The following is an 11868-nucleotide window of genomic DNA, read 5'->3' on the forward strand; positions in this document are numbered from 1 at the left end:
TCAGCGCAGGTTGTAGAACGCGGCGCGGCCGGGGTAGGTGGCGATGTCGCCCAGGTCTTCCTCGATGCGCAGCAGCTGGTTGTACTTGACCATGCGGTCGCTGCGGCTCAGGCTGCCGGTCTTGATCTGCCCGGCATTGGTGCCCACGGCGATGTCGGCGATGGTGCTGTCTTCCGTCTCGCCCGAGCGGTGGCTGATGACGGCGGTGTAGCCGGCGCGCTTGGCCATCTCGATGGCGGCGAAGGTCTCGGTGAGCGTGCCGATCTGGTTGATCTTGATGAGGATGGAGTTGGCGATGCGCTCGTCGATGCCGCGCTTGAGGATCTTGGTGTTGGTGACGAACAGGTCGTCGCCCACCAGCTGCACCTTCTGGCCGAGGCGCTCGGTCAGGTGCTTCCAGCCGGCCCAGTCGCCTTCGTGCATGCCGTCTTCGATGCTGATGATCGGGTACTTGTCGACCCAGCTGGCCAGCATGTCGGTCCAGGCCTCGGCGCTGAGCTTCAGGCCGCCTTCGCCTTCCAGCACGTACTGGCCACCGTGGTAGAACTCGCTGGCCGCGCAGTCCAGGCCCAGGGCGATCTGCGTGCCGGGCGTGTAGCCGGCCTGCTCGATGGCCTGCAGGATCATCTGGATGGCCGCCTCATGGCTGGCCACGTTGGGCGCAAAGCCGCCTTCGTCGCCCACGGCGGTGCTGATGCCCTGGTCATGCAGGATCTTCTTCAGCGCGTGGAAGGTCTCGGCGCCCCAGCGCAGGGCCTCGCGGAAGCTGGGCGCGCCCACCGGGATGATCATCAGCTCCTGCAGATCGAGGCTGTTGTTGGCATGCGCGCCGCCGTTGACCACGTTCATCATCGGCACCGGCAGGCTCATGCCGCCCGAGCCGCCGAAGTAGCGGTACAGCGGCAGGCCCGATTCCTCGGCCGCGGCGCGGGCCACGGCCATGCTGACGGCCAGCGTCGCATTGGCGCCCAGGCGGCTCTTGTTCTCGGTGCCGTCCAGGTCGATCAGGGTCTTGTCGAGGAAGGCCTGCTCGCTGGCGTCCAGGCCCAGCACGGCCTCGCTGATCTCGGTGTTGACATGCTCCACCGCCTTCAGCACGCCCTTGCCCAGGTAGCGGCCCTTGTCGCCGTCACGCAGCTCGATGGCCTCGCGGCTGCCCGTGGACGCGCCACTGGGCACCGCGGCGCGGCCCATGGTGCCGCTCTCCAGCAGCACGTCGCATTCGACGGTGGGGTTGCCTCGGCTGTCGAGGATCTCGCGTCCGACGATGTCGACGATGGCGCTCATGGGGAGTCCTTTGGAGTTGTGAAAAGGGGCAGGGTGGTCAGACCGGCGCGTCCACGCCCTCGACCACGACCATGTTGAAGAATTCGGTGGCGCCGGCACGCAGGGCCCGGGCGGCGCGGTACTGCTCGGCGTCGTAGAAGGCCTGCGCCGCTTCCAGGCTGGGGAAGCGCAGCATCGCGATGCGCGCGGGCTGCCACTGGCCTTCCATCACCACATGCCGGCCGCCACGCACCAGGTACTCGCCGCCGAAGGCCTTCACCGCCGCCGGCGCGGCGGCCATGTAGCCCTGGTACTGCGCCGGGTCGCTGATCTTCATGTCGACGATGACGTAGGCGCAGGGCATGGCAGGGTCCTCGGGTTCAGCAGCTGAAGTCGTTCTCGAGCAGGGGCTGCGCCTTGACCACCCGGTCCAGCGCCACCAGCTGCGCCAGCAGCGCGCGCATGTGCTTCAGCGGCACGGCGTTGGGCCCGTCGGACCAGGCCTTGACCGGGTCAGGATGGGTTTCCATGAACAGGCCCGACACCCCGGCGCCCACGCCGGCACGCGCCAGCACCGGCACCATCTCGCGGGCACCGCCGCTGGAGCCACCCAGGCCACCGGGCTTCTGCACCGAGTGGGTGACGTCGAAGACCACCGGTGCGCCTGACTTGCGCATTTCGGCCAGGCTGCTCATGTCGGCCACCAGGTTGTTGTAGCCGAAGCTGACGCCGCGCTCGCAGGCCAGGAAGCGGTCTTCCGACAGGCCGACCTCGCGCGCGGCGGCACGGGCCTTGTCGATCACGTTCTTCATGTCCCAGGGGGCGAGGAACTGGCCCTTCTTGATGTTCACCGGCTTGCCCGACTGGGCCACGGCGCGGATGAAATCGGTCTGGCGGCACAGGAAGGCCGGCGTCTGCAGCACATCGACCACGGCCGCCACCGCCGGCACCTGGGCCTCGTCGTGCACATCGGTGAGGACAGGCAGGCCGGTCTGCCGGCGCACCTCGTCGAGGATCTTCAGACCGGCATCGATGCCCACACCCCGCTGGCTGGTGCCGGATGACCGGTTGGCCTTGTCGAACGAGCCCTTGTAGACCAGCGGGATGCCCAGCGCGGTGCAGGCCTCCTTCAGCGTGCCGGCGACGTCCAGCGACATCTGCAGGCTCTCGATGGAGCAGGTGCCGGCGATCAGGAAGAAGGGCCGGTCGAGGCCGATGTCGAAGCCGCAGAGTTGCATGGGAGCGTTCCGGTCAGGCGGCCAAGGCCGGGGCGGCGCGGTGCGCCAGGGCGGCGGCGATGAAGCTGATGAACAGCGGGTGGCCGTCCCAGGGCGTGCTCTTGAACTCGGGGTGGAACTGCACGCCGACGAACCAGGGGTGCTGGGCCTGCGGCAGTTCGACCATCTCGGTGAGCTTCTCGCGCTGGGTGATGGCCGAGATCACCAGGCCGGCCTGCTGCAGCTGGTCCAGGTACTTCTCGTTGGCCTCGTAGCGGTGGCGGTGCCGCTCGGTCACGACCGGGCCGTAGATCTGGTGGGCCAGGGTGCCAGGCTTCACATCGCTGCTCTGCGCGCCCAGGCGCATCGTGCCGCCCAGGTCGCTGTGGGCATCGCGCTTCTGGATGCTGCCGTCGCGGTCCTGCCACTCGTCGATCAGCGCGATCACCGGGTGCGGCGATTCGGGCTCGAACTCGGTGCTGTTGGCGCCGGCCAGGCCGGCCACATGGCGGGCGAACTCGATGGTGGCCACCTGCATGCCCAGGCAGATGCCCAGGTAGGGCAGCTTGTGCTCGCGGGCGTACCGGGCAGCGATGATCTTGCCCTCGATGCCGCGCTTGCCGAAGCCGCCGGGCACCAGGATGGCGTCGTACTGGGCCAGGCTGTCGGCGGTGGCGGGCGTCAGCGTCTCGGCATCGACGTACTCGATGCGCACGCGGGCATGCTGGTGGATGCCGGCATGGCGCAGCGCCTCGTTCAGGCTCTTGTACGAGTCCGACAGATCGGTGTACTTGCCGCACATGGCGATGGTCACCTCGTGCAGCGGGTGGGCCACCTCGTGCACCAGGCGGTCCCAGCGGTTGAGGTTGGCGGCCTTGGTCAGCATCTGCAGCTTCATGCAGATCTGCTCGTCCAGGCCCTGCTCATGCAGCAGGCGCGGCACCTTGTAGATGGTGTCCACGTCCCACATGCTGATCACGCCGTGCGGCACCACGTTGGTGAACAGGCTGATCTTCTCGCGCTCGTCGGCCGGCACCTCGCGGTCGGCACGGCACAGCAGCACATCGGGCTGGATGCCGATCTCGCGCAGCTTCTGCACCGTGTGCTGGGTGGGCTTGGTCTTGAGCTCGCCAGCGGCAGCGATCCACGGCACATAGGTCAGGTGCACGAAGGCGGTGTTCGTGGGGCCGAGCTTCAGGCTCATCTGGCGCACCGCTTCCAGGAAGGGCAGGCTCTCGATGTCGCCGACGGTGCCGCCGATCTCGACGATGGCCACATCGACATCGACCGCGCCGCGCTTGATGAACTCCTGGATCTCGTTGGTGACGTGCGGGATCACCTGCACCGTCTTGCCGAGGTAGTCGCCGCGGCGCTCCTTCTCGAGCACGCTCTTGTAGATCTGGCCCGAGGTGAAGTTGTTGCTGCGCTTCATCCGTGTGGTGATGAAGCGCTCGTAGTGGCCGAGATCGAGGTCGGTTTCCGCGCCGTCGTCGGTGACGAACACCTCACCGTGCTGAAACGGGCTCATCGTGCCCGGATCGACGTTGAGGTAGGGGTCCAGCTTGATCAGGGTGACCTTGAGGCCGCGCGATTCGAGGATCGCCGCCAGCGAGGCCGACGCGATGCCCTTGCCGAGAGAGGACACCACACCGCCGGTGACGAAGACGTACTTGGTCATGTCGTGCAGCACCCGGCGGTACGCCACCGACGCGTGATCGGCAGGACTCAGGAATGCTCTGGTGGTAAAGCGCGATTATAGGCGAGGGGTGGCTGCGGGCATCCCAGCATGGGCCGGGCGGCCGTGCGCAGGCAAGATCGGCACCTCCTCAGACTTCGCGACGGACAACCCGATGCAGTGGATGCGATTCAGCCATGCCGGCGCCACCGGCTTCGGCCGCCTGGCCGGCGACCAGGTGCAGGTGCACCGCGGCAACCTGTTCGACCAGCCCGAGCCCACCGGCCAGATGCTGCCGGTGGCCGACTGCCAGTGGCTGCCGCCCTGCCAGCCGGGGCAGATGCTGGGCCTGTGGAACAACTTCCGCGCCGCCGCCGAGAAGAACGGCTGGGCCACGCCCGCCGACCCGCTGTACTTCGTCAAGGCCATCGGCAGCCTGAACGCCCACGGCAGGGCCATCCCGGTGCCCGCCGCCTACGACGGCCGCGTGCTGTACGAGGGTGAACTGGCGGTGGTGATCGGCCGCACGGCCCAGGCCGTGTCGCTGGCCGATGCGCCGGCCCACATCTTCGGCTACACCCTGGCCAACGACGTGACCGCGCTGGAGCTGCTGAACCGCGATCCCAGCTTCCCGCAGTGGACCCGCGCCAAGGGCATGCCCGGCTTCTGCCCGCTGGGCCCGGTGATCCAGACGGACTTCGACCCATCGGCCGCCAGCCTGCGCACCCTGGTGGGTGGCCGCGAGCGCCAGAACTACGCCCTGGCCGACATGTTCTTCAGCCCCGCCGAGCTGGTGCACCGCATCTCGCAGGACATCACCCTGCAGCCGGGTGACGTGATCCTGTGCGGCACCTCATTGGGCGCGATGCCGATGAAGCCGGGCACCGAGGTGCAGGTGGTGGTCGAAGGCATCGGCACGCTGGCCAACACCTACGGCTGAGGCGCGACGCCGGTCAGGCCGGCGTCAAGCCCACCTTGGCCTTCTGCTGCGCCAGCGTGTGCGCCAGCAGCTGCATGGCGCCGTAGATCGCCCCGATCTGCGGCGTGGGCACGCCGGTGATCTGGCCCAGCTCGACCACGGCGCCCACCAAGGCGGCGATCTCGGGGGCGCGGCCGGCCTCCACGTCCTGCAGCATGCTGGTCTTGTGGGCGCCCACGGCCTCGGCACCGGCGATGCGCTGCTCCAGGCTGATGCGGAAGCGCACGCCCAGGGCTTCGGCCACCTTCTGGGCCTCGGCCATCATGCCGGCGGCCAGCGCGCGGCTGGCCGGGAAGCGGCAGATGTCTTCCAGCGTGGCATGGGTCAGCGCGCTGATCGGGTTGAAGCTCAGGTTGCCCCACAGCTTGACCCACAGCTCGCTGCGGATGTCCTTGCTGACCGGCGCCTTGAAGCCGGCGCGGATCAGCGCCTGGCTGAGCGCGTCGATGCGCTCGGTGCGCTCGCCGGTGAGCTCGCCGATGGTGAAGCGGTTGCCTTCCACCACCTTCACCACGCCGGGTTCCAGCAGCTCGGCGGCCGGGTAGACGATGCTGCCGATGATGCGCTCGGGCTCGATGGCCGCGGCCAGCTGGCCGCCCGGGTCCACCGACTCCAGGCCGCGGCCCTGGTGCGGGCCGGCCAGGCCCTGGAAATACCACCAGGGGATGCCGTTGATCATCGTCACCAGCAGGGTCTGCGGGCCGAACAGGTCGCGCAGACCGGGCAACAGGTCGATGACCTGGTGGGCCTTGACCGTCAGCAGCACCACATCCTGCGGGCCGGCATCGGCCATGGACTGCACCGCGCGCACCGCGCGGGTGTGCTGCTCGGTGCCGTCTTCCTCGATCAGCTTGAAGCCGTTGGCGTTGATCGCCGCCAGGTTGCGGTTGCGGGCGATGAAGGTGACCTCTTCCCCCGCGATGGCCAGCCTGGCCCCCAGATACCCGCCGATCGCGCCGGCGCCCACCACTGCAAACTTCATCGCATCAGTCTCGCATCACTTCACTTCGCCGAAGGCGCCGCCCTCGCGCTGCGCCACGCCGCGCTTGACCAGGCCCCACAGAGGCCACAGCAGCATCACCAGCGCCAGGGCCACGATGCTGCCGACCAGCGGATTCGACCAGAAGATGGCCAGGCTGCCCTGGCTCAGCAGCATGGCCTGGCGGAAGCTGGCCTCGGCCATGTCGCCCAGCACCAGGGCCAGCACCAGCGGCGCCAGCGGGTACTTCAGCTTCTTGAACAGGTAGCCCAGCACACCGAACACCAGCATCAGCACCACGTCGAACATCGAGCTGTGCACGGTGTAGGCGCCGATGGCGCAGATGACGATGATCACCGGCGCGATCACGCTGAACGGGATGCGCAGGATGGCCGCCCACCAGGGCACGGTGGTCAGCACCACGATCAGGCCGACGATGTTGCCCAGGTACATGCTGGCGATCAGGCCCCAGACGAAGTCCTTCTGCTCGACGAACAGCATCGGCCCGGGCTGCAGGCCCCAGATCAGCAGGCCGCCCAGCAGCACCGCTGCGGTGGGGCTGCCGGGGATGCCGAGCGTCAACATCGGCAGCAGGGCGCTGGTGCCGGCGGCGTGCGCCGCCGTCTCGGGCGCGATCACGCCCTGGATGTCGCCCTTGCCGAAACGCTCGGGGTGCTTGGCCATGCGCCGGGCCATGCCGTAGCTCATGAAGGACGCGGGTGTGGCGCCGCCCGGCGTGATGCCCATCCAGCAGCCGATGGCCGTGCTGCGCAGGAACGTCTTCCAGTATTTGAAGATCTCGGTCCAGGTGTTCCACACCGCGCGGCTGCTGATGCGTGCGCTCTTGCCCTTGAAGGCCAGACCCTCTTCCATCGTCAGCAGGATCTCGCCGATGCCGAACAGGCCGATCACCGCGATCAGGAAGTCGAAACCCTTGAGCAGCACCGGCTGGTCGTAGGTCATGCGCAGCGTGCCGGTGACGGTGTCCATGCCCACGGCGGCCAGGGCGAAGCCCAGCATCATCGCGGCCAGGGTCTTGGCTGGCGGCTCCTTGCTCATGCCCACGAAGCTGGCGAAGGTGAGCAACTGCACCGCGAAGAACTCGGCCGGGCCGAACTTCAGCGCGAACTTCGCCAGCAGCGGCGCCAGGAAGGTGATCAAGAGCACCGCGAACAGCGCGCCGACGAAGCTGCTGGTGAAGGCGGCCGTGAGCGCCTGCGCCGCCTTGCCCTGCTGGGCCATCGGATAACCGTCAAACGTGGTGGCCACGCTCCAGGGCTCACCGGGGATGTTGAACAGGATCGAGGTGATCGCCCCGCCGAACAGCGCACCCCAGTAGATGCAGCTCAGCATGATGATCGCCGAGGTGGGATTCATGCTGAAGGTCAGCGGCAGCAGGATGGCGATGCCGTTGGCGCCGCCCAGGCCGGGCAGCACGCCGATCAGCACGCCCAGGATGATGCCGACGAACATGAAGCCCACGTTGGGCAGCGTGAGGGCGATGTTGAAGCCGTGCGCGAGGTTGCCGAGTTCTTCCATGGTCCGGCTCCGTCACAGCCCGAGCAGCTGCTCGATCGGACCCTTGGGCAGGGGCACCAGGAACCACTTCTCGAACACCGCGAAGAAGAACAGCGGCACGCCGATGGCCACCGGCAGCGCCACCACGGCCTTGTACTTGCCGTGGCGGAACATGAAGTAGCCGATCAGCAGCGCCGAGGCGATGTAGATGCCGATGGCGAAGATCAGCGCCACGTAGATCACCATCGGCACCAGCACCGACAGCACCAGCCCCACCTGCTTGCGGGTGGCGAACTCCTCGGTGTCGGCCGACCAGCGGCGCAGCGTGCCCAGCACCACCCAGCCGCTGGAAGCCGCCAGCAGCAGACCGATGTAGAACGGGAAATAGCCGGCGCGCGGACCGTCATCGGCCCAGCCGATGCCCACCCGCAGGCTGTCGGTGATCACCAGCAGTGCGATGGCGAACAGGAAACCGGCCACCGCGAGCTCGGGGCCCTGGGTGCGCACGGCGGTGGATCGGTCTTCGCGGTCGTCGTCGCTCATCGGGGGCCTGCCTGCGGGTGCGTGGAAACTACTGCGCCAGGAAGCCGGCTTCGCGCATCAGCACGCGGTGCATCTGCTCGTTCTTGCCCAGCCAGTCGAAGAACTCCTGCCCGGACAGTGCGGTGGTGTTGAAGGCGCCCTTGTCCATGAAGTCCTTCCACTCGGGCAGCGCCCGCACCTTCTTGAACAGGTCGGTGTAGAACGCCACCTGGTCGGGCGTCACGCCCGGGGGCATGAAGATGCCGCGCAGCATCACGTAGTCGACCGGCAGGCCGGCCGAGGCGCAGGTCGGGATGTCGGCCCAGCTCTGGGTGGCGGTGAGCTTGGTCTTGTAGGGCATCGGCGCCTTGTCCATCACGCACAGCGGGCGCAGCTTGCCGGCGCGCCAGTGGCTCTCGGCCTCGATCGGGTTGTTGACGGTGCTGGTCACGTGGTTGCCCACCAGCTGCACCGCCACGTCGCCACCCCCCTTGTACGGGATGTAGGTCATCTTCTTGCCGGCGGCCTTCTCGATCATCACGGTGATGATCTGGTCCTCCTGCTTGCTGCCGGTGCCTCCCATCTTGAAGCTGTTGGGCGCGCCGGCCTTCACCGCGTCCAGGTAGGCCTTGGCCGTCTTGTGGGGCGATTCCTCGTTCACCCACAGCACGAACTGGTCCAGCGCCAGCATCTGCACCGGCGTCAGGTCACGCCAGTTGAACGGCACGCCGGTGGCCAGCGGGGTGGTGAACAGGTTGCTCAGCGTGATGACGATCTTGTGGCCGTTGCCCTTGTCGCCCTTGACATCCAGGAAGCCCTCGGCACCCGCGCCGCCGCTCTTGTTGACCACGATGATCGGCTGCTTCATCAGTTTGTTCTTGGCCACCACGCCCTGGATGAAGCGGGCCATCTGGTCGGCACCGCCGCCAGTGCCCGCAGGCACCACGAACTCGACCGGCTTGGTGGGCTCCCAGGCGGCCAGGGCAGCCAGCGGCGCGGCGGTCAGGGCGAGGGCGGCAGCGGCCGAGCAGGCCAGGCGGGTCAACAGCTTCAAGGGGTGCTCCTCGGAAAGTTCAGGCCAAAGAAAAGCCGCCGAAGCGGCCTTGTCATCTGAATGTAGGAAGACCGGCGGCAACGGTCAATTCAGATCCGCGCAACAAGTGATTCAGGGAAACCTGAATCGACAGCGCGGAAAAGTCAGCCCAAGCCCAGCTTCTGCGCCAAGCCGATGCGCTGCAGCTTGCCGGTGGCGCCCTTGGGGATCTCGTCCATGAACAGGATCTTCTTGGGCACCTTGTAGTCGGCCGCACGGCCGGCCACGAACTGCTGCAGCTCGCGCTCGGTGGTGGTCTGGCCTTCGCGCAGCACCACCACGGCGGCCACTTCCTCCCCCAGCTTGGGGTGGGGCATGCCGAAGCACACCACCTGGGCCACGGCGGCGTGGTCCATCAGGATCTCGTCGACCTCGCGCGGGCTGACCTTCTCGCCGCCGCGGTTGATGATCTCCTTGAGCCGGCCGGTGATGCTGATGTAGCCGTCGGCATCCATCACGCCCTGGTCGCCGGTGCGGAACCAGCCGTCGCGGAAGCCCTCGGCATTGGCCTTGGCATTGGCCTCGTAGCCGGCGGTGACGTTGGGGCCGCGGATGACGATCTCGCCGGTGTCGCCGCGCGGCAACAGGCTGCCGTCCTCGGCCATGATGGCCACTTCGGGGCCGGCGGCCACGCCCACCGTGCCGGGCTTGCGCACCGCCGGCGGCAGCGGGTTGCTGGCCATCTGGTGGGTGGCCTCGGTCATGCCGTAGCTCTCGATCAGCGGCGCCTTGAACACCGCCTCCAGTTCGGCGATGACCTGCGGCGGCATCGAGCTGGACGAGGAGCGCAGGAAGCGCAGCGGGTGCCGCGCGATCACATCCAGATTCTTGCTGGCGCGGCCGACGATGGCCTGGTGCATGGTGGGCACGGCGGTGTACCAGGTGGGCTTGGCCTCGTCCATCCAGCCGAAGAACTTCAGCGCGTTGAAGCCCGGCGTGCAGAACACCTGCGAGCCGGCAGCCAGCGGCGACAGCACGCCGGCGATCAGGCCGTGGATGTGGAACAGCGGCATGATGTTCAGGCCGCAGTCGGTGGCGCTGAACTGCAGCGTGCGCTTGATGTGGGTGGCGCTGGCCGCCAGGTTGCCCTGGGACAGCGGCACGATCTTGGGCCGCGAGGTGGTGCCCGAGGTGTGCAGCACCATCGACACGTCGCCCGGCTCGGCGTAGCCACCTGCTGTTGTGGAGGTCGCGGCGGCGGTGCCGCCGGCGCCGTCACGCGGCTGCAGGCTGAACTGGCCGGCCGGCGCGCCGTCGGCCACCACCAGGTCGATCAGGCGCACACCCAGCTTCTGTGCCACCGCGATGGCGGGCGAGGTGCTGTCGCGCTCCACGATCAACGCCTTCGCGTTCAGGTCGGCCAGGTAGAACTCGAACTCGTCGGCGCGGTAGGCCGGGTTCAGCGGCGCGCTGGCCACGCCGCTGGCGCAGGCCATGAAGCAGGTGGCCATCTCCGGCCCGTTGGCCAGCACGATGGCGACGCGGTCGTTGCGGCCGATGCCCAGGCCGTTGAGGGTGGCCAGGGTGTCGGCGATCAAGCTGCGCAGGGCGCCGAAGGACAGCGGGCTGCGCGACGGGGCCGAGATCGCCGGTGCGGTGTCGGCGCCGGTGGCGAGCAAAGTCTGGAGGGTGGGTTGCATGGCGGGGGCTGGGAAGGGCAAATCGGCCCGTTATACCCGAGGCACCCTGGCTGGCACACCCGGGCTTGCGTGCGATGCTGCGTCGCCACAGCCAGCGCCGCTGGCCCGCTCAGGCGCCTGGCGCCGCTGTCGCCTGCAGCCGCGCCAGCAGGTCCAGCACCGCCTCGGCCGTCTGCTGCGGCTTCTCCATCGGATAGAGGTGGCTGCCTTCCAGCCACACCAGGTCGTCGCCGGCCAGGCGGCGCGCGCCTTCGATGCCGCCCTGGCGGATCTCGGTCGACCGGGTGCCGGCGATGAAGCCCACCGGGCAGCGCAACGGATGGCGCTGCAGCACCCGGCCCAGGTGGTGGGGCAGGGTGTTGTAGATGCGCGTCTCCACCTCGCGGGTGAAGCTGAGCACCATCTCGCCGCCCTCCCGGTGGGTGCCGCAGGCGATGTAGTCGGCCAGCACGCCGGGTGCCCAGCGGGCGAACTTGGGCTTGGCGGCGAAGTGGTCCAGCGCCGCCTGGCGGGTGGGCCAGGCATGGCGCCGGGTGGCCGACACCTTGCCCGGGCCCAGCCGCTGGATCAGCCGGCTGCGCTTGAGCACCTGCACCGTGTGGCTGCGCCAGCCGGTGAACACCGGCGAGTCCAGCATCACCAGGCTGCGGGCCAGGTCGGGCCGGCGGCTGGCCGCCAGCAGGCTCAGCAGCCCGCCCAGCGAATGGCCCACCAGGTGGGCGCCCTGCGGCGCCTGGGCGTCGATGAAGTCGATCAGCTGGTCGCGCAGCCGCGGCCAGTTGCTGGTGACCGGGTAGGCCGGGTCATGGCCGAACTGCTCGACCGCCAGCACCCGCCAGCCCGCCGCCCGCCAGAGGGCGAACAGCTGGCGGTAGGTGCCGGCCGGAAAGCCGTTGGCATGGGAAAAGACCAGGGTGGGGCGCATCGCGGACAGCTCGGCAGCAGGCTCGGGAAAACCCGCAAGTGTGCCTTGCGCCCG

11 protein-coding genes are annotated in these 11868 nt (G+C 68.5%); 1 reads left to right on the forward strand and 10 read right to left on the reverse strand.

Annotation, left to right across the window (positions count from 1 at the left end; all coding sequences use genetic code 11):
• The 4 genes from eno to pyrG are packed head-to-tail and all read right to left on the reverse strand — an operon-like array spanning window position 1 to window position 4161.
• A complete protein-coding gene (gene eno, locus FFT10_RS07560; RefSeq protein WP_137732191.1) occupies window positions 1-1287 on the reverse strand; it encodes a phosphopyruvate hydratase in 1287 nt (428 codons plus the stop codon).
• 37 nt (window positions 1288-1324) lie between these two features.
• Complete coding sequence (locus tag FFT10_RS07565; protein ID WP_137732192.1) at window positions 1325-1630, reverse strand: DUF1330 domain-containing protein; 306 nt, start codon at window positions 1628-1630, stop codon at window positions 1325-1327.
• A 16-nt stretch (window positions 1631-1646) separates the two neighbouring features.
• On the reverse strand, window positions 1647-2504 hold the full coding sequence (gene kdsA, locus FFT10_RS07570) for a 3-deoxy-8-phosphooctulonate synthase (RefSeq protein ID WP_137732193.1): 858 nt from the start codon (window positions 2502-2504) through the stop codon (window positions 1647-1649).
• Window positions 2505-2517: 13 nt separating this feature from the next.
• Entirely contained in the window at window positions 2518-4161 is a 1644-nt protein-coding gene (pyrG, locus tag FFT10_RS07575) for a CTP synthase (RefSeq protein ID WP_137732194.1), read from the reverse strand.
• 172 nt (window positions 4162-4333) lie between these two features.
• Between pyrG and FFT10_RS07580 the strand changes: the two genes are divergently transcribed.
• Window positions 4334-5098, forward strand: coding sequence for a fumarylacetoacetate hydrolase family protein (locus FFT10_RS07580; RefSeq protein ID WP_137732195.1), 765 nt, complete (start codon window positions 4334-4336; stop codon window positions 5096-5098).
• Window positions 5099-5111: 13 nt separating this feature from the next.
• Here the strand turns inward: FFT10_RS07580 and FFT10_RS07585 are convergent, their stop codons facing one another.
• The 6 genes from FFT10_RS07585 to FFT10_RS07610 form a co-directional block, all read right to left on the reverse strand.
• Window positions 5112-6119 carry a 2-dehydropantoate 2-reductase gene (locus FFT10_RS07585; protein ID WP_137732196.1) on the reverse strand — a complete coding sequence of 336 codons (1008 nt, stop codon included), beginning with the start codon at window positions 6117-6119 and terminating at the stop codon, window positions 5112-5114.
• 15 nt (window positions 6120-6134) lie between these two features.
• Window positions 6135-7655, reverse strand: a complete 1521-nt coding sequence (locus FFT10_RS07590) for a tripartite tricarboxylate transporter permease (protein ID WP_137732197.1) — start codon at window positions 7653-7655, stop codon at window positions 6135-6137.
• 12 nt (window positions 7656-7667) lie between these two features.
• On the reverse strand, window positions 7668-8177 hold the full coding sequence (locus tag FFT10_RS07595; RefSeq protein ID WP_137732198.1) for a tripartite tricarboxylate transporter TctB family protein: 510 nt from the start codon (window positions 8175-8177) through the stop codon (window positions 7668-7670).
• A 28-nt stretch (window positions 8178-8205) separates the two neighbouring features.
• Window positions 8206-9210 (reverse strand): Bug family tripartite tricarboxylate transporter substrate binding protein, encoded by a 1005-nt coding sequence (locus FFT10_RS07600; RefSeq protein WP_373282476.1) that lies wholly within the window; start codon window positions 9208-9210, stop codon window positions 8206-8208.
• Window positions 9211-9353: 143 nt separating this feature from the next.
• The gene (locus tag FFT10_RS07605; protein WP_137732199.1) at window positions 9354-10889 is read right to left on the reverse strand and encodes an acyl--CoA ligase; all 1536 of its coding nucleotides are present in this window, start codon (window positions 10887-10889) and stop codon (window positions 9354-9356) included.
• A 109-nt stretch (window positions 10890-10998) separates the two neighbouring features.
• Window positions 10999-11814 carry an alpha/beta fold hydrolase gene (locus tag FFT10_RS07610; protein ID WP_137732200.1) on the reverse strand — a complete coding sequence of 272 codons (816 nt, stop codon included), beginning with the start codon at window positions 11812-11814 and terminating at the stop codon, window positions 10999-11001.
• Window positions 11815-11868: the final 54 nt, after the last annotated feature.

Origin of the sequence: Pseudaquabacterium pictum, assembly GCF_005403045.1 — a bacterium.
GTDB classification, from domain to species: Bacteria; Pseudomonadota; Gammaproteobacteria; order Burkholderiales; family Burkholderiaceae_C; genus Pseudaquabacterium; species Pseudaquabacterium pictum.

Excerpts from the sequence above, each read along its gene's own strand:
- FFT10_RS07605 (WP_137732199.1), bottom strand. The coding sequence starts at position 10,889 with ATGCAACCCACCCTCCAGACTTTGCTCGCCACCGGCGCCGACACCGCA.
- pyrG (WP_137732194.1), bottom strand. The coding sequence starts at position 4,161 with ATGACCAAGTACGTCTTCGTCACCGGCGGTGTGGTGTCCTCTCTCGGC.
- FFT10_RS07595 (WP_137732198.1), bottom strand. The coding sequence starts at position 8,177 with ATGAGCGACGACGACCGCGAAGACCGATCCACCGCCGTGCGCACCCAG.
- FFT10_RS07590 (WP_137732197.1), bottom strand. The coding sequence starts at position 7,655 with ATGGAAGAACTCGGCAACCTCGCGCACGGCTTCAACATCGCCCTCACG.
- FFT10_RS07585 (WP_137732196.1), bottom strand. The coding sequence starts at position 6,119 with ATGAAGTTTGCAGTGGTGGGCGCCGGCGCGATCGGCGGGTATCTGGGG.
- FFT10_RS07610 (WP_137732200.1), bottom strand. The coding sequence starts at position 11,814 with ATGCGCCCCACCCTGGTCTTTTCCCATGCCAACGGCTTTCCGGCCGGC.
- kdsA (WP_137732193.1), bottom strand. The coding sequence starts at position 2,504 with ATGCAACTCTGCGGCTTCGACATCGGCCTCGACCGGCCCTTCTTCCTG.
- FFT10_RS07580 (WP_137732195.1), top strand. The coding sequence starts at position 4,334 with ATGCAGTGGATGCGATTCAGCCATGCCGGCGCCACCGGCTTCGGCCGC.
- eno (WP_137732191.1), bottom strand. The coding sequence starts at position 1,287 with ATGAGCGCCATCGTCGACATCGTCGGACGCGAGATCCTCGACAGCCGA.
- FFT10_RS07565 (WP_137732192.1), bottom strand. The coding sequence starts at position 1,630 with ATGCCCTGCGCCTACGTCATCGTCGACATGAAGATCAGCGACCCGGCG.